Source organism: Archangium sp. Cb G35 (assembly GCF_001896145.1).
Lineage (GTDB): Bacteria > Myxococcota > Myxococcia > Myxococcales > Myxococcaceae > Archangium > Archangium violaceum.
On record NZ_MPOI01000020.1, the window covers coordinates 36,868 to 53,012 of the forward strand.

The window sequence follows — 16,145 nt, forward strand, 5'->3', positions numbered from 1 at the left end:
CGCCCCATGGGACAGAAGGGCTTCTTCACCGACACCACGCTGTGCATCGGCTGCAAGGCGTGTGAGGTGGCCTGCAAACAGTGGAACCAGTTGCCGGACGATGGCTTCCAGCTCACCGGCATGTCGTACGACAACACGGGGCACCTGGGCTCGTCGACGTGGAGGCACGTGGCCTTCGTCGAGCGGCCGGTGCCGCTGCCCACGCAGACGGTGGGGCTGCTGGACTTCTCGTGGTTGATGGCGTCGGACGTGTGCAAGCACTGCCAGCGGGCCGGGTGCCTGGAGGCATGCCCCACGGGCGCCATCATCCGCACGGAGTTCGACACCGTGTACGTGCAGCCGGACGTATGCAATGGCTGCGGCTACTGCGTGGCGGCGTGCCCCTTCGGAGTGGTGGACCGGCGCGAGGATGATGGGCGCGCGTGGAAGTGCACGCTCTGCTACGACCGGCTGGGCGAGGACATGACGCCCGCGTGTGCCAAGGCGTGTCCCACGGCGTCCATCCAGTTCGGCGACGTGGACGAGCTGCGCGAGCGGGCCCAACACCGGGTGGAGCAGCTGCATGAGAAGGGATTGCAGCAGGCGTATCTGTATGGTGCGGACGAGGAGAACCAGCCGGGCACGGGCGGGCTGAATGCCTTCTTCCTGCTGGTGGACAAGCCCGAGGTCTACAACCTGCCGCCGGATCCAGTGGTGCCGACGATGAAGGGCCGGGAGGCGTGGGTGTCCGCGGGATGGGGAGCGCTGGGGATGGCGGTGATGGCGCTCGGGGCGGTGCTGCTGGGACGGGAGGTGGTGCGTGGGTGACATCCGGCCCGAGGATCTGGAGAGGCGACAGGACGGCCGCAACATCGACTCGCGGTTGGGCGAGTTGTCCGGCGAGGGCGCGCAACAGCGGGTGAAGGACACGGATGAGGCCAATCCCTCTCGCGCGCTGTTGCGGACGAGGCCTTCGCTGTCGGGGGTGAACGCGGACTCGCCGAGCTACTATGGACAGCCGGCCATCAAGGAGCCGGTGTGGATCTGGAGCATCCCGCTGTACTTCTACGTGGGCGGCGTGGCGGGCGCGGCGAGCGTGCTGGGCGTGGCGGCGGAGGCGGTGGGTGGAGAGGGATTGAGGAAGCTGGGGTACCGGTGCCGGTGGGTGGGGGCGGTGGGAGATATCGTGAGCTCGGGGCTGCTCATCCATGACCTGGGGCGGCCCGAGCGCTTCCTGAACATGCTGCGGGTGTTCCGTCCCACGTCGCCGATGAGCATGGGCTCATGGGTGATGGTGGGCTCGGGGGCGATGAACTCGGCGGCCGTGCTGTTCGCGGGCCGGCGCGGGTGGCTGGGTCGCGTGGGGGATGGAGCGGCGGTGGCGGCGGGGCTGCTCGGGCTGCCGCTCGCGGGATACACGGCGGTGCTGCTCGCGAACACGGCGGTGCCGGTCTGGCAGGCCACGCGCAAGTCATTGCCGTTGTTGTTCATGTCCTCGGCGGTGGCGGGCGCGGGGAGCCTGCTGGAGTTGCTGCCGCACTCGAGCCACGAGGAGAAGGTGCTCCACCTGTTCAGCACGATGGGCAAGGTGGGCGAGCTGATGGCGGGCGTCGCGGTGCAGCACGAGGCCTCAAGCCTGGAGGTGCTGGAGCGGCCGCTGAAGCAGGGGGTCTCGGGGAGGCTGTGGAAGGCGGCCCGGGTGTGCGCCGCGGCGTCACTGGCGCTGGGCCTGTGGCCGGGACGGACCCGGTGGATGAAGGTGGCGGGGGCACTGCTCGGCACGGCGGGAGCGATCGCGACACGGTTCGCGATGTTCCACGCGGGCAAGGCGTCGGCGAGGGACCCGCAGGCCACGTTCCAGCCGCAGCGTGAGGGAATGGGCGCCGCGGAGGTGACGGGGCATACGTACGCGTCGGACGGGAAGCCCTTGAAGTTCCCGCTGCCCGTGCTGCGCGAGGCGCCAAGGAGACCTGAGCGGCCCGAGGCGGCAAGCGGGGCCTGGGAGCCGGAGACCCCCGTGCCCTGAATCACCGTGCGCGTGGAGCACCGGCGGAATTACGGTGAGAGAAGCCCGTCGAGGGCCGCGTACTCCCTCGTCGTGTGCACCTCGAGCATGAGGGGCGTGTAGTCCGGGAACATCTTCTCCGCCAGCTCACCAAGCTTCAGTGCCTTCTCCAGTGTCTCTTTCGTGCGCGCGTCGTTCCAGTATCGAATCAATCCGCGCCAGGAATCCCGGACCGTCTCCAGGGCCTTGGCGCCGGCCTCCTCGTAGAGGCGGGCGGCCTCGTGAGGAGCATTGCGGTAGGTGTCCAGGAAGTAGCCGAGTTCCACGACGGCCGGAGCACTCCGGTACGACCCCTGGACGGCCCTCTCCAAGAGACGTTGGATTTCAGCGAGCCGGTCCTCGAGCTGCTCCTCGGGCCCGTTGGCCCTCAACAGCCGCCAGGCCAGGAAGAGAAGGTTCTGGGTGAACGCGGGGCAAGCCTCGGCCAGTTGCCGGTGCACCTCCAGTTGCTCCGGGTTGCCCGGGTCGGTCTCGGCTTCCCGCCGGGCCTCTCGGAATCTCTCCACCAGTTCTTCCAGCCCAGGGTGCGCCATGCCTCACCTCACCGTGCCCATCTTCTCCAGGACCCGCTCCGGGTCCTCGAGCAGCTTCTTCACCATCTTCAACTGCGCCTCTGTCGCGAGGCTGAAGTCCTTGTTCTGCAACATCTGCTTGATCTCGAACAGGGTGTAGTCCTTGAGCTGCGAAGGGAAGTCCTTCGCGCGTTGAAGGGATGCCGAAAGCTGCCCAGCCTTCGTGCTCAGCTGCGCGATCTTCTGCAGCTTCTCCGCGGCCTGCGGTTGGGAAATCGCCTCGGCGAACTGCCCCTTCGCGATCAGCATATTGATGCGTGCGCCCACTGTACTGCACCCGGTTCGACCTCCATCCGCGGGTGCATCGTACGGGAGGCGCTCCACGCGCCGGCTCCCGAATGGGTCACCCGTAGGCTCGGTGGAGTGGGCACGTCCACCGACGAACAACACAGTCACCACTGCGATGACTCGCCGGACCCGCATGAGCCCTCCACCGCAGCCAGCGTCAAGCATCTGGATTCATCGTACTTGGGGAAGGTTGCCCGGTCCCCTCCACGTACCTGGGCATGACGAGCTGTGAACATCCCTGCTGAGCCGCTACGCTCGCGTGCCATGAGCAATCGCGCGACGAGCATCTGGGGCTGGGGTTATGCGGACAAGTTCCCCGACACCGAGACACGCCGGTCCCTCGCCGAACACGTCTCCCCGCTCCTCGGCGGGCCCTCCCTGGAGCCCCACGAGCCCGCTACCGCCCTGCGGCTCCCGAGCCCCCGTGTCGCTCCGCCCGAATCCCTCTCGGCCCTGTGCTCGGTGGATGAGGCGGACCGCGCCGCGCATACCTATGGCAAGGGGTATGGGGACCTCGTGCGCGGCTTCCACGGAGACTTCTCCTCCGCGCCCGACTTCGTCGCCCGCCCCCGCTCCGAGGAGGATGTGCGCGCCCTCATGGACTGGTGCGGAGACCACCACGTGGCCCTCATCCCCTTCGGCGGAGGCACCAGCGTCGTGCGCGGTGTCGAGGCCGCCATCGGCAATGGCTTCCGTGGCGCCGTGTCCATGGACCTGCGCCGCCTGGACCGTGTCGTCGAGGTAGACCCCATCTCGCGCTCGGCCCGTATCCAGGCCGGTGCCACCGGGCCCATGCTCGAGTCCCAGCTCGCCCCGCATGGATTCACCCTGCGCCACTTCCCCCAGTCCTTCGAGTTCTCCACGCTCGGCGGGTGGATCGCCACACGCGCCGGTGGCCACTTCGCCACGCTCTACACGCACATCGACGACCTGGTGCAGTCCACTCGCATGCTCACCCCGCGCGGGCTCCATGAAACGCGCCGCCTTCCCGCCTCGGGCGCCGGCCCCTCTCCGGACAGGCTCGTGCTCGGCTCCGAGGGCACGCTCGGCGTCATCACCGAGGCCTGGGTGCGGCTCCAGTCCCGCCCCCGCTTCCGCGCCAGCGCCAGCGTCCACTTCCCCGAGTTCGATGCCGCCGTGCGCGCCGTCCGTGAGCTCTCACAGTCCGGGCTTCATCCCTCCAATTGCAGGCTCCTCGACGCGCAGGAGTCCTTCCTCAATGGTGTCGCCGGGGATGGCTCCAGCGTGCTCGTGCTCGCCTTCGAGTCCGCAGACCATCCGCTGAACGCCTGGATGGAGAGAGCGCTCGCCATCACCGCCTCCCACGGTGGAGAGTGCCGCGAAGGTGCCCGCTACCGCTCCGATGAGCCGGGGGGACAGCATCGCGCCGCAGGCGCCGCCGAGAGCTGGCGCTCGGCATTCATCGAGGCTCCGTATCTGCAGAACGTCATGGTGAGCCTCGGCGTCATCGCGGATACCTTCGAGACCGCTTGTACCTGGGACAGGTTCGACTCGCTCCATGGCGCAATCCTCGACGCCGTACGAGGAGCCCTCGAGCGCTTCTGCGGCGGCGGGACCGTGAGCTGCCGCTTCACCCACGTCTATCCGGACGGCCCTGCGCCCTATTACACGTTCCTCGGTCCCGCGAAGCGTGGCGGCGAGCTGGAGCAGTGGATGGCCCTCAAGCAGGCCGCCAGCGAGGCCATCTCCGCGCACGGCGGCACCATCACCCACCACCACGCCGTGGGCCGGCTCCACCGCCCCTGGTACGACCGCGAGCGCCCCGAGCCCTTCGCCCTCGCCTTGAAGGCCGTGAAGGGCGCGTTGGATCCCCAGGGCATTCTCAATCCGGGGGTTCTCATTGGGCCGTGATGGACACCACGCTATTCACCCTCGAGCGGCTTGGGTTAGACTCGTATGCTGCTGGGGCAGCGTGTCACAAGGGGAGGCAAAGCCATGGCGGTCCACGTCGGCGTCAACAAGATGTCGGTGGTGACAGAAGACAGCAATGGCACCACGGTGGCCTTCCCGGACGTGTGCAAGACACCCAGCCCGGGCGGTCCCATCCCCATACCGTACCCCAACATCGCGCGCTCGTCGGACACGGCGAAAGGCACCAAGACGGTTTCCGTCAAGGACAAGCCCGTGTGCGTGAAGGACTCCAATTTCAGCACCAGCACGGGAGACGAGGCGGGAACAGCGGGTGGCGGAGTGGCTTCGAGCAAGACCAAGGGCAAGGCCGAGTTCGTCAACTACTCCTTTGACGTGAAGTTCGAGGGGAAGAACGTCGCCCGGGCCTTCGACCTGATGCTCCACAACGACAAGAACACGCCGCCTTTCCCCGTCATGCAGGGACCTGTCGTCGCGCTAGGGAAGAGCAACGACAAGCCCCAGTGCCTCGTGTGCGAGCATGATGTCTGACCCGGAGGCACGCCCAGGCGGCACCCACATGCCTGGCACGGTCCGTCGCCGCGACGCTCCCACGTACCAGGTCTGGCCGCTCTGTCAGAGAGGTTCCCATGGGCAAGAAGAGGAAACGCTCAGACCAGCACCTGACCGATATCGAGGACTTTCCGGACAAGCACAAGCCGGCCTGCCTCAATGCCCATCATGGCGCCTACACGGATGGGCACACCTGCAGCTACCGCTGGCAAGGCTACCTCAAGGCTCAATCGGACTCGGGGCTCTACACCTGGCCAAAGGACTTCGGGCTTCAACCGCCCACCGGTCAGAACTGGAACATCGGGCATCCAGGCAACTTCCAGGACAAGAGCACCGTGCCGTATTGGCACGAGTCCCACCACATCATCCCCCATGCGGAATTGAAGAACGCCATCGCGTGGGTGGGAGGAGACGCCCCCAAGGCGAATGAGATCAAGCTGACGGTCCGCGGCGGGCTGCTGGATGAGGCCTACAACCTCAATGACAAGATCAACATGATCATCCTGCCGATGCTGGCGCTCCACGCACGTGCAGTGGGGCTCCCCAAGCACCGAATGACCCCCTCCACCTTCCACCATGCCGCGTACAGCAAGGTCGTCTTGGAGGAGGTCAAGGATGCCTTCCGGGCGATGCAGGAGAAGGCGAGCAAGCATGAACTGCCCGACTATGTCCAGTCGAAGAAGAAGCTCGAGCAACTCTCCATCAGACTCTACGGGCAGATCAAATCAGCCGGTCAGTTGATGAAGAAGGGCAACATGGCAGGTGACTCCCTCGATGACATCGAGCAGGAACACCTGCTCGCGGAGCCGGCCGAAACCTCCATCAATGCCCCCCTGACATGATGTACACGGTGGAGAACACGAGATGAGTTTCCGGAAGCTCAATACCAAGGGAGACATCAACAACCTGGATCTCTGCTACCTCGATGACTTCGTCGAGGGCATCAAGATCCAATCCTGGCGCGTCGGAACAGGAGTGCGCGTGGGGGAACTGTACCCGGAGGATGCGAAGATCCTCATGCGTCCCGAGAATCCGGGGGTCCAGCTCTCCTCGCTCCTAGGCAACAGCGAGCGCATGTTGATCGCCTCCAGAGACTTCAAGGAGGCGATCGAGAAGCTCTGCGCCAACCTGGACATCGAATATCTGCCCTTCACGCTCTACGACCACCACAAACGTCCCTACAGCCGCGACTACTGCATCATCAATCCGATCGGCACGTTCGACTGTCTCGACCTCAAGGCCAGCAACATCGTCTGGGACACGGAGAAGCCGGACAACATCCTCCGCATCGAGGAGCCCGTGCTGGATCGTGAGAAGACCCGGGCAGCGCCCCAACTCTTCCGTCTGCACCAGAGCCCGCATACGTATGTGGTGGGACTGGAGCTCGCGAAGGAGATGCAGCAGCGGAAGCTGACCAACGTCTTCTGGACCCGCCTGCGATTCAGCGACGAGCTGTGAGCGGCGGCGCCCATGAACACAGAGTTCCTTCCAGCCATCGTCGAGGACGCTCTCGAGGAGAACCGCTCCCTGCTTCCCGCCCTCCAGCGGGGACGGGCGTCCATGGGGCAAGTGCTTGCCTTCTGCCACAACTTCCGGATCGCCGGCATCGGGAAGCTGTTCCTCACGGATGACCCCGAGCCCCTCCGCTGGCACCTGCACCAGAGCGGCGCGGCCTTCGCACACTTTCTCGGCGGACCCGGCCAGGAGCCGCCGCCAGGCAGCAAGCTCCACCCCTTCCTCGATGCCATCGCCGCCAAGGACTTCTCCTCCGCGGAGAAGGTGGCCCGTCATGCGAGGCGCACCTGGGCTCACGGATTCGAGTACGAAGAGGACTTTCTCTTCGTCGAGTTCCTGATGCAGCACTTCTTCCTGGGGGGCACCCCCGAGGCATGTCAGAACCTTCTCCTCCGGTATGAAGAAGCACTGCAGGGCGCCGAAGACATGCGACTGCCGGTGTGCAGGGCCTTGTTGAACTCGGACCCACCCGCCTTCGATGAGGCCCTTTGCCTCTACCTCGACGAGCGCAGCCTCCGCTTCGAGCTGGTGGCCTCACGGCAGACCCAGCCACCTGCCCTGCTGCTGACCGAGCGTCATTTCTCGGTGGCAGGTCTCGCGCTGCTCCAACTGGCGGAGCGCAAGCACCTGGAGAGCGCCCCGGACCATCTCCACGTGCCGTCCACGGCGCGTGCGATGACGGGAGCGCAACCCTTCCGTCCGGACTCCTGGGCCCACATCGACAGAGAGTGGCCACTGACGCCACGAACCTGAACATCCCAGCCAGACGTCCCTCTCTCCATGCGACTCAGCATCAATAGCCTGGGCATGATTTCCTCTGTCGGGTTCAGTGCGGTTGCTTCGTGTGCCGCCATCCGGGCCGGTATTTCCCGGCCTCGGGAATGCCCATCCTTCATGGTGTTGGATCCCACGGTGCAAGAGCTCGTCCCCGTGATTGGCCGCCCCATCCGAGGCTACACGGAAGGATTCAGCCACACCGGTCTCTGGATGCGGCTGGCACGGGGATGCATCCTGGACCTGCTTCAACAGGAAGGGATTGCGAACGCCCCGGACACGGGTTTCTGGCGAAAGACAGGGCTGGTGGCGGTCCTGCCCTCGTTCGAGAGCGAGCGCTTCCCGAACGAGAACTCCGCATCACCTGAGGAAACCCACGACGCATTCCTTCAGCGGCTGCTCGCGGTGCTGAAGCTTCCATTGCGGCGAGAGCATGCCGACGTCCTGCGTCAGGGCCATGCGGGGGTCATCACCGCCGTACAGCAGGCGCCACGCCGGATGGCCACCACGGGACTCGAGCGGCTCCTCGTCCTGGCCGTGGATTCATACCTTGATGGACCGACGCTCCAATGGCTGTCCAGTGCCAGGAGACTCAAGGCTGGAGATATACCCTGCGGACTGATTCCGGGCGAAGCGGGTGCCTGTTTCATGCTGGAGACCGAAGCCAGCCTGCGAAGGAGGCAACTCTCCCCGCAGGTGTTCGTCGAAAGCACCGCGCTCGGCGTCGAGAAGCGGCACCGATTCCAGCATGAGCCCAACAACGGAATGGGTCTCTCCCAGGTCCTGCAGGAAGTTCTGGAGACAGCCTCACCCGGCAAGCCCTTCCGGGGAGACATCATCTGCGACCTCAATGGAGAGAACTGGAGAGCCCGTGAGCTGGGGAGCGCCTGGGTCCGAGTTCGCGGTCAGTTGGGGGATGACGTTCGCATCATCGCGCCCGCCGAGTCACTGGGGGACACCGGGGCCGCGAGCGGAGCAGTAGGAGTCTGCGTCGCCGTCCGCTCATTCAGTCGAAGGTACTCCCGTACCGGGCAGGCCGTGCTGTTGTCGAGCGCCGAGGCAGGGCAGGTGGGCGCCATGGTGCTCAGGCGCGTGGACGAGGCCTGATCCGCCTCCTTCAATCGGGACTCGAATCGGGCTCCTGCTCTCAACCTGGGATGCCCGATACCCTCACCCCGTCCCTCTCCCGAGGGGAGAGGGGTGGTTCGCTCACAGCCCCGCCATGATTCCGCCGTCCACCGTCATCACACAGCCATTCACGTACGAGGCGTCCTCCGACAACAGCCACGCAATGGCTCTCCCGCACTCCTCCGGCTCGCCAATTCGCCCCATCGGAATCCTCGGCAGGTAGTACTGCTCCTCCGCCTTCCTCGGCTCCCCCGGCGTCATCTTCTCGAACATCGCCTCCAGCATCGGCGTGCGGTGCGCTCCAGGGCACACCACGTTCACCCGCACTCCCTGCCTCCCGAACTCCAGCGCCGCCGTCTTGCTCAGCCCGTGCATCCCGTGCTTCGCCGCCGCGTACGCCCCTCCCATCGGCGTCCCCGCCAGCCCGTTGATCGACGACACGTTCACGATCGCCCCCCTCCCCGCCTTCAACATCGCCGGTATCTCGTACTTCATGCACAGCCACACACCCTTCAGGTCCACCCCCAACACCCGATCGAACTCCTCCTCCGGCAGCTCCGTCAGCGGCGCCAGCATCATGTCCCCCAACGCCGCGTTGTTCACCGCTACGTCCAGCCGGCCCCACTTCCCCACCACCTCCTCCACCATCCGCTTCACGTCCTCCCCCCTCCCCATGTCCGCCTGCACGTAGTGCGCCTCCACGCCCCCCTCCTTCAACGCCCGCGCCGCCGCCTCGCCCCGCTCCTTCCCCCGGCCCACCAACGCCACCTTCGCCCCAGCCCTCCCCAGCTCCCTCGCCGCCGCCAGTCCAATCCCCGAGCTCCCCCCCGTCACCAGCGCCACCTTTCCCTCGAGTCCCTTCATCGCGTTCCCCCTTCTTCGTTCGGTGAGTGCTCACCACCCTACTGCTCCTCCCTCCTCCTCTTCCGTCCACTGTCTGCTAGCGAGCACAAGTCCGCACCCGGAGTGAATCATTACAGCCCGGCTCAATGCGCCTACACCGGCGGGTGGGAGACAATGGCTTCCGAGTTCCAAACCCAGGCAGTTGGGGGATGTCCCGGGGGGGACATTTCGTGGGACCATCCCTTCACGCCATCCGCGTCGTCCGACCCATGTCCAGCGAAGCAGGCCCAGACAAGTCCGCCGATCTGCGCACGACCCTCGAGCCCTCGGCTCAACGCCGGGAGGCGGGGCCGGAGTCGCTGCTGGGGTTGACCATCGGCAGCTTCCAGCTCACCCGCCTGCTGGGCCGCGGCGGCATGGGCGCGGTGTACCTCGGCGAGCACGTGGACATCGGCAGCCGCGTGGCCATCAAGTTGCTGCACGGACGCCTGGCCAACTCGCCCCAGGTGCTGCGCCGCTTCCACATGGAGGCGCGCGCCGTCAACCTCATCGGCCACGAGAACATCGTCAACATCATCGACATCAACCCCGCGCCGCCCCGGCCCTACCTCGTCATGGAGTACCTCGAGGGCGAGCCGCTCTCCGCGCTCCTCGGCCGCGGGCCCGTGCCCGCCGAGGTCGCCGTGGCCCTGCTCGCCCAGGTGTGTGACGCCCTGCAGGCCACGCACGCGCGAGGCATCGTCCACAGGGACCTCAAGCCCGAGAACCTCTTCCTGCTCCAGCGCGGCCACGGCCCCGCCTTCGTCAAGGTGCTCGACTTCGGCATCGCCAAGCTGCTCGACAGCGACGAGCGCGGCACCGACACCCAGGAGGGCGCCATCATCGGCTCGGCCGACTACATGGCCCCGGAGCAGTCGCGCGGCGAGGCCCTGGATGGCCGCGCAGACATCTACGCCCTGGGCGTCATCGCCTACCAGCTCGTCACCGGGCGGCTGCCCTTCGTCGAGCGCTCCCTCACCGCGCTGCTGCTCGCCCACCAGACGAAGCAGCCCATTCCTCCCACCTCGCTGTGCCCCGACGTGCCGCCCGCGCTCTCCAGCGTCATCCTCCGCGCGCTCGCCAAGGAGCCCGGGGACCGCTTCCAGAGCGCCTCGACGATGCGCGGGGCGCTCCAGGTGGCACTCGACATGGTGCGCTCGCCGGCCGGCCCCACGCGCACGCCGCCGCCCATGGGCCCCTTCTCCGTGCGCCCCGCTCTGGCCCTGCCCGTGCTGATGACGGCGCACCCCGGTGCCGCGGCCGAGCAACTCACGTGCACGGACCTGACGCGCGGGGGCATGTTCCTGTGCATGGACCAGTTGCTGCCGCCGCTGCTCTCACGCGTGGTGGTGGCGCTGGAGCACCCGGATGGGGAGCTCACGTGCGAGTGCGAGGTGGTGCGGCACGTGCAGCCCGAGGAGGCACGGGCCTGGGGCATGGCCGCCGGTTTCGGCGTGCAATTCGTGGAGCCCTCCGTCTCCTTCAAGGCGGCGGTGGCGCACCTGATGCTGGGGCAGCCGCTCCACACGCTGCGTCCACCGATGGACCCGGCCGCCGAGGCCGAGGTGGAGCAGGTGCTCGCCCCCTACCGCGAGCGCGGGACGGAGGACCTCTACGTGTTCCTCGCGCTGCCGCCGGACTCGGGGTGCGAGGAGCTGCGGGTGCGCGCGCGCCGGGCCTGCAGTGCGCTGGAGCGGCTGCGCGAGCGCCCCATCTCGCCCGCGCTGCGCGCCAAGGCGGAGACGGTGCTGGACCGGGTGCGCAAGGCAGCTGAAACGCTCAGCCATCCGCGGCGCCGGGCCGCCTACGACGCCGAACGGGGCAATTTCCAGGGCGTGGCGCGTTGCCTGGCCGCGGGGCTCACCGCCACCCAGTTGGAGGAGCTGCGCCGGGACTTCCTCGCCCGGCGTCCGCATGCGCAGGGGCCGTTGCGCGTGCACCTCGCCACCGCCCAGGCGCACCAGCAGGCCGGGCTGCTCTCCCACGCGCGCGAGGCCTATGAGCGGGCCCTCATCCTGGATCCGCTGTCGCTCGAGTTGCACAAGCAGTACCTCGCCGTGTGCCGGGCCCTGGGCACCTCGGGACGTCCGGGCCCCGGCTCCGGTGGCAAGGTGAATCTCATCTGACAGGTGAGCGGCCCCCGCCACGCGGTGGGCCTCACGGCGCGCGCCCGTCCGTGCTAATTCCCCGCTGACTCCTCTATGTCCTCCCCGACATCCGGCTCAGAGCCGCAGCCCTCCTCCGTGTCCCCGCAGGTGCAGCGTGTGGCTCTGTACGCCGTGGCCTCCGGCCTCACCCCCCTCATCCCCGTCCCATTCCTCGACGAGTACGCCCTGCGCCGCGTCCGCGAGGGCATGGTCCGCTCCATCCTCCGCGAGCGCTCCTTCTCCCCTCCCGATCGCACCATCACCGTGCTCGCCGGCCTCCACCCCCGCGAGGGCAGCCGCCTCCAGCAGTTCGCCAGCAAGACCGCCCTCTTCTCCCTGCGCCTCACCTGGCGCAAGGCCTACAAGCGTCTGGCCACCGCCATCTGGGTGAAGGACTGCGTGGACATGGCCTCCGTCTCCCTCCACCACGGCTACCTCCTCCAGCACGCCCTCGAGCGCGGAGATCTCGACGCCAACTCCCTCGCCTCCGAGGAGGTCCCCCGCCGCGTCCACGCCGCCATCGACGCCGCCTGCAAGGAGCTGGACGCCCGCCCCGTCAACCAGGCCCTCCGCCGTCTCTTCGCCGGCAGCCGCCTCCTCCTCTCCGAGCTCACCAAGGCCCTCGAGTCGTGGAACGGCGCTCCCCGCACTCCCCTCGAGGGCGAGGAGCAGGAAGTCGCCTCCCTCGCCGAACGGCTCGCCGCCTCCATGTGGGAAGAGCGCGGCTACTTCCAGTCCCTCGAGTCCCTCTACGCCAGGCACCTCCAGGCCCGCTGACCGCCTCCCCCTCCGTGACGGCCACCTCGCGCGCCCGTCACGGAACGGTCATTTGCCAGACAAAACATCCTGTAACATTCCAGCGTATTGACTTGAACGTGGAACTCCGGAAACTACCGGATAAGGTCCGGACGTCCCCCCTCCGGAAGGAATTCCATGCTCCCCCGTCCGCGAAGCGCCGCGGTCCGCGCGCCCTCGCCCTCGGCGCCAACCGCTCTGGTACTCGTACCGCAACCACACGGATGGCTCGGGCAACTCCGGCCTCACGCACTGCCCCTCCAAGTGGGAGCCGTGGCACGAGTTCCAAAAGCTTTCCAAGGGCCTCACCACCCGCACCGGTGACAGCCCCGACGCCTGCTGGCTGTAGCAGTCCGTGGTACCGGGGCGGAGGCGGTGCCGCTCGTGTCACCGCCTTCGCCCTACTGCCCGGAAGGGAGAGGGAGCTCAGTGCAACAGATTGCCGGCTCCGCCCTCGTTGGCGTCGGAGCGGCCCTCGATGCGCACCACCGCTTCCTTGAAGCTCTCCACGTACCGGCGCAGCCTCTCACCCAATTGCACCGACGGGCTGTCGTAGCGCGCCAGGCACAACGTCACCGCCCGCCCCCGCACCGGATCGTCCCCAGGCACCAGCGTCGTCTCGCGCGCCTCGCCGAACACCAGCCAGTCCAGCTTCCACAGCGCGTCCAACAGCCCCGCGAAGTGCTCCTCCATCTCCTCGCGCAACGAGTCCGGCAGCCCACGCACGTCGCTGTACTCCGAGCAGTCCCTCAGGAAGCGCTCCACCACCGCGCTCTCCTCCGCCCGCTCCGGCACCTCGTGCGAGAAGGAGCACGCCATCGCCCCCTCCAGCAGCCGCGCCAGCTCCTCTCCTCGTGTCACCAGCGCGAGCCTCGGCCCGTCCTCCTGGCGCACCACCCCATCCTCCAGCCGGAGGAACGTCTCCCCCGCCATCGTGTCGAGTCTCATCCTCATCGCCACGTTCCCCTCCCGGAACCCGCGTCCCTCCAGAGTACCGGCCCCCGGCCCCAGGTGGCAGCGCTTTCCTCCATTCCCGTGGATCATCAACAATCGTCAGGTGTCAGGAAACTTCTTCCTGCCACCTACGAAAATAGGAGCACGTTTCCCGCTTCGTCCCCCCCGAGGCCCCCGCCATGGTCGCCATCGCCCGCTCCTCCGCCGCCCTCGCCCCCCGCAGCGCGGCCGCCGCCGCCCCCCCCACGCTCCGCCTGAACGCGAAGGGCGCCGCGGTGACCACCCTCCAGAACAAGCTCAAGGCCGCCGGCTTCAACCCCGGCGCCGTCGACGGGCAGTTCGGCCCCAAGACGCTCGCCGCCGTGAAGGCCTTCCAGAAGGCCCGGGGCCTCGAGGCCGATGGGATCGTGGGCCCCAAGACGTGGAGCGCCCTCAACAAGGCCCCCGCCTCCTCCGGCGGCTCCGGCCCCACCCTGCGCGAGGGCGCCCGCGGTGAGCCCGTCCGCGCCCTGCAGAACCGCCTCAACCAGCTCGGCTTCAACGCCGGCACCGCCGATGGCGCCTTCGGCCCCAAGACCGAGGCCGCCGTGAAGGCCTTCCAGCGCGCCAAGGGCCTCACCGCCGATGGGATTGTGGGCCCCAAGACGTGGGACAAGCTCGGCATCAAGGTGTCCGGCTCCGTCACCAACCCGTCCGGCGGCGGGGGCGGACGCACCGTCACCGGCTACGTCAACGGCTCGCCCCGTCAAATCACCCTCTCCTCCATCCCCAACGGCAAGGAGATGCGCTCGGACGCCGCCGCCGCCTTCAACCGCATGCACGCCGCCGCCAGGGCCGCCGGCATCAACCTCCACGTCAACAGCGGCTTCCGCTCCATGGCCGAGCAGCAGGAGCTCTACCGCAAGTACCTCAACGGCACCGGCAACCTCGCCGCCAAGCCCGGCTACTCCAACCACCAGGGCGGCATCGCCGTGGACATCAACGTGGGCGGCACCGGCACCTCCACCTATAAGTGGCTGGCCAACAACGCGAGCCGCTTCGGCTTCGTCCGCACCGTCCCCTCCGAGCCCTGGCACTGGGAGTACCGGCCGTGATTCCGGCCGCCGCCCACTGACCGCAGCCCCCCCACCGCAGTCCCCCCCACGGACCCCCGCCCCTCTCCCCGAGGCGCGGGGGTTTTCGTTTTCCCACCCCTCCCCTCCGGGCCCCTCGCTCCCTTGTCCGAAACCACGTCATCTACTGTCCTCAATCAGGACAGTTGGTGGGGCTTCGGTGTAACCCCCGGAGACTCCAGGATTCTTGGCCTCCGAGAGCCCCCTGGCGTGCTCGGGGCACGTGGTTGACTGGAGCATCAATGCTCCACTTCTCCTACACGACGCAACGCGTCATCCCCGAACCGATGACGCAATGGGTCTGGCGCGAGGATTGCTGCGGGTTGCTCCGCCATACCCCCACTGCCCTGACCGGGCTCCCGGCAGGGACACCCCAGGAGTTCCCCATGAAGAAGCTGCACACCCTCTTGATGGCGCTGTGCGCGCTCGGGCTCACCACCCAGGCGCACGCCGGCGCCGCGAAGACGACCTACCCCGTGGTGTTCGCCCACGGCATGGCCGGCTTCGACGACATCCTCGGCTACGACTACTGGGGCGACGACTACGGCATGTTCGTCGGCGACACCTGCAGCCTCTTCGAGGTGCCCTGCAACGAGGACATCGACGGCGGCCAGAAGAGCTTCGTGGGCCAGGTGCAGCCCTTCCACAACTCCGAGGTGCGTGGCCTGGACCTGGCCAACGACATCGAGGGGTACATGGCGAGCTCGGGCTCCACGCGCGTGAATCTGATCGGCCACTCGCAGGGCGGCCTGGACGCGCGCAAGGCGGCCAAGGTGCTCTACACCCGCAAGGGCTACACCGTGGTGAGCGTGCTCGTCAGCGTGTCCTCGCCCCACCGCGGCTCGCCCGTGGCCAAGTACATCCTCGACCTGAAGCCCGGCGTCTCCAGCGTCATCGCCGCCCTGGCGGAGATCTACGGCAACGTCATCTACAAGTCGGGCAATGACGCCTTCGGCGCCGCCAAGCAGCTCGTCTACAACGACTACAGCGCCACCGACGGCCTCACCACCGGCGCCAAGAACTTCAACGTCAACAACCCCATCGACTCGCGCTACGCCTCCCGCTACGTGTCGCTCATCACCGCGCAGAACGGCGCCAGCGTGAACCCCGCGCTCTACCTGGTGAGCGAGTTCTTCTACGACATCGACGGCGACGGCTACTGCGTGGACGACTGCGACAACGACGGCGCCGCGGGCAAGGGCGACGGCTACGCCAACGAGGCCGATGACGACGGCCTGGTGGGCATCAACTCGCAGCAGATGGGCTACCGGCTGCGCTACTCCGAGTCCACCTTCGGCTTCGACTCCGTCACCAACGACACCGCCGTGCCCTACCTGGGCAACATCAACGCGCCCACCTCGGCGCAGATGACCTCCACCTCGAGCGTCATCAACCAGGACCACATCGACGTGATCGGCGTGGGCCCGGACACCTTCGACGAGCCCGAGTTCTACGCCGCCATCTTCCAGTACATCGCCACCTACGACTGACG

The 16,145-nt window shown here is 67.5% G+C and carries 16 protein-coding genes; 12 read left to right on the forward strand and 4 right to left on the reverse strand.

Annotated features, from left to right (window positions below):
• Positions 1-6 precede the first annotated feature (6 nt).
• Together BO221_RS45945 and nrfD are read left to right on the forward strand one after the other, a co-directional pair.
• Positions 7-807 (forward strand): 4Fe-4S dicluster domain-containing protein, encoded by an 801-nt coding sequence (locus BO221_RS45945; protein WP_073567279.1) that lies wholly within the window; start codon positions 7-9, stop codon positions 805-807.
• Positions 800-2,005: an NrfD/PsrC family molybdoenzyme membrane anchor subunit gene (nrfD, locus tag BO221_RS45950; RefSeq protein WP_073567280.1), complete on the forward strand. Its 1,206-nt coding sequence runs from the start codon at positions 800-802 to the stop codon at positions 2,003-2,005. Before BO221_RS45945 ends, nrfD begins: the two co-directional genes overlap by 8 nt.
• A gap of 29 nt (positions 2,006-2,034) precedes the next feature.
• On the opposite strand, the gene BO221_RS45955 is transcribed toward nrfD, so the two are convergent.
• Together BO221_RS45955 and BO221_RS45960 are read right to left on the reverse strand one after the other, a co-directional pair.
• Positions 2,035-2,550, reverse strand: coding sequence for a hypothetical protein (locus BO221_RS45955; RefSeq protein ID WP_143196072.1), 516 nt, complete (start codon positions 2,548-2,550; stop codon positions 2,035-2,037).
• A gap of 30 nt (positions 2,551-2,580) precedes the next feature.
• A complete protein-coding gene (locus BO221_RS45960) occupies positions 2,581-2,865 on the reverse strand; it encodes a hypothetical protein (protein WP_143196073.1) in 285 nt (94 codons plus the stop codon).
• Positions 2,866-3,168: 303 nt separating this feature from the next.
• Between BO221_RS45960 and BO221_RS45965 the strand changes: the two genes are divergently transcribed.
• From BO221_RS45965 to BO221_RS45990, 6 genes are all read left to right on the forward strand, one after another.
• Entirely contained in the window at positions 3,169-4,776 is a 1,608-nt protein-coding gene (locus BO221_RS45965) for an FAD-binding oxidoreductase (RefSeq protein ID WP_073567283.1), read from the forward strand.
• Between the two features lie 84 nt (positions 4,777-4,860).
• The gene (locus tag BO221_RS45970) at positions 4,861-5,325 is read left to right on the forward strand and encodes a DUF4150 domain-containing protein (protein ID WP_073567284.1); all 465 of its coding nucleotides are present in this window, start codon (positions 4,861-4,863) and stop codon (positions 5,323-5,325) included.
• Positions 5,326-5,423: 98 nt separating this feature from the next.
• On the forward strand, positions 5,424-6,188 hold the full coding sequence (locus BO221_RS45975) for an AHH domain-containing protein (RefSeq protein WP_073567285.1): 765 nt from the start codon (positions 5,424-5,426) through the stop codon (positions 6,186-6,188).
• 22 nt (positions 6,189-6,210) lie between these two features.
• Positions 6,211-6,804, forward strand: a complete 594-nt coding sequence (locus BO221_RS45980) for a hypothetical protein (protein ID WP_073567286.1) — start codon at positions 6,211-6,213, stop codon at positions 6,802-6,804.
• A gap of 12 nt (positions 6,805-6,816) precedes the next feature.
• The gene (locus BO221_RS45985; protein ID WP_073567287.1) at positions 6,817-7,614 is read left to right on the forward strand and encodes an Imm49 family immunity protein; all 798 of its coding nucleotides are present in this window, start codon (positions 6,817-6,819) and stop codon (positions 7,612-7,614) included.
• 159 nt (positions 7,615-7,773) lie between these two features.
• The gene (locus BO221_RS45990) at positions 7,774-8,742 is read left to right on the forward strand and encodes a hypothetical protein (protein ID WP_143196074.1); all 969 of its coding nucleotides are present in this window, start codon (positions 7,774-7,776) and stop codon (positions 8,740-8,742) included.
• A 102-nt stretch (positions 8,743-8,844) separates the two neighbouring features.
• Here BO221_RS45990 and BO221_RS45995 read toward each other — a convergent pair whose 3' ends face one another.
• Positions 8,845-9,627, reverse strand: coding sequence for an SDR family NAD(P)-dependent oxidoreductase (locus BO221_RS45995; protein WP_073567289.1), 783 nt, complete (start codon positions 9,625-9,627; stop codon positions 8,845-8,847).
• Between the two features lie 248 nt (positions 9,628-9,875).
• Here BO221_RS45995 and BO221_RS46000 point away from each other — a divergent pair, with 248 nt between their 5' ends.
• Positions 9,876-11,771 (forward strand): serine/threonine-protein kinase, encoded by a 1,896-nt coding sequence (locus BO221_RS46000; RefSeq protein ID WP_083682487.1) that lies wholly within the window; start codon positions 9,876-9,878, stop codon positions 11,769-11,771.
• 138 nt (positions 11,772-11,909) lie between these two features.
• On the forward strand, positions 11,910-12,569 hold the full coding sequence (locus BO221_RS46005; RefSeq protein ID WP_233166564.1) for a hypothetical protein: 660 nt from the start codon (positions 11,910-11,912) through the stop codon (positions 12,567-12,569).
• A gap of 444 nt (positions 12,570-13,013) precedes the next feature.
• Here BO221_RS46005 and BO221_RS46010 read toward each other — a convergent pair whose 3' ends face one another.
• A complete protein-coding gene (locus BO221_RS46010; protein ID WP_143196075.1) occupies positions 13,014-13,535 on the reverse strand; it encodes a hypothetical protein in 522 nt (173 codons plus the stop codon).
• A 185-nt stretch (positions 13,536-13,720) separates the two neighbouring features.
• Here BO221_RS46010 and BO221_RS57515 point away from each other — a divergent pair, with 185 nt between their 5' ends.
• Together BO221_RS57515 and BO221_RS46020 are read left to right on the forward strand one after the other, a co-directional pair.
• On the forward strand, positions 13,721-14,635 hold the full coding sequence (locus BO221_RS57515; protein ID WP_073567292.1) for a peptidoglycan-binding protein: 915 nt from the start codon (positions 13,721-13,723) through the stop codon (positions 14,633-14,635).
• 404 nt (positions 14,636-15,039) lie between these two features.
• Entirely contained in the window at positions 15,040-16,143 is a 1,104-nt protein-coding gene (locus tag BO221_RS46020) for a triacylglycerol lipase (protein ID WP_073567293.1), read from the forward strand.
• The last annotated feature ends 2 nt before the right edge of the window (positions 16,144-16,145 follow it).

What these genes read in the sequence shown, in the direction of transcription:
- BO221_RS57515 (WP_073567292.1), top strand. Translation starts at nt 13,721, where the DNA reads ATGGTCGCCATCGCCCGCTCCTCCGCCGCCCTCGCCCCCCGCAGCGCG.
- BO221_RS45965 (WP_073567283.1), top strand. Translation starts at nt 3,169, where the DNA reads ATGAGCAATCGCGCGACGAGCATCTGGGGCTGGGGTTATGCGGACAAG.
- BO221_RS45980 (WP_073567286.1), top strand. Translation starts at nt 6,211, where the DNA reads ATGAGTTTCCGGAAGCTCAATACCAAGGGAGACATCAACAACCTGGAT.
- BO221_RS45995 (WP_073567289.1), bottom strand. Translation starts at nt 9,627, where the DNA reads ATGAAGGGACTCGAGGGAAAGGTGGCGCTGGTGACGGGGGGGAGCTCG.
- BO221_RS45970 (WP_073567284.1), top strand. Translation starts at nt 4,861, where the DNA reads ATGGCGGTCCACGTCGGCGTCAACAAGATGTCGGTGGTGACAGAAGAC.
- BO221_RS45985 (WP_073567287.1), top strand. Translation starts at nt 6,817, where the DNA reads ATGAACACAGAGTTCCTTCCAGCCATCGTCGAGGACGCTCTCGAGGAG.
- BO221_RS45975 (WP_073567285.1), top strand. Translation starts at nt 5,424, where the DNA reads ATGGGCAAGAAGAGGAAACGCTCAGACCAGCACCTGACCGATATCGAG.
- BO221_RS45960 (WP_143196073.1), bottom strand. Translation starts at nt 2,865, where the DNA reads ATGCTGATCGCGAAGGGGCAGTTCGCCGAGGCGATTTCCCAACCGCAG.
- BO221_RS46010 (WP_143196075.1), bottom strand. Translation starts at nt 13,535, where the DNA reads ATGAGACTCGACACGATGGCGGGGGAGACGTTCCTCCGGCTGGAGGAT.
- BO221_RS46000 (WP_083682487.1), top strand. Translation starts at nt 9,876, where the DNA reads ATGTCCAGCGAAGCAGGCCCAGACAAGTCCGCCGATCTGCGCACGACC.
- BO221_RS46020 (WP_073567293.1), top strand. Translation starts at nt 15,040, where the DNA reads ATGAAGAAGCTGCACACCCTCTTGATGGCGCTGTGCGCGCTCGGGCTC.
- BO221_RS45945 (WP_073567279.1), top strand. Translation starts at nt 7, where the DNA reads ATGGGACAGAAGGGCTTCTTCACCGACACCACGCTGTGCATCGGCTGC.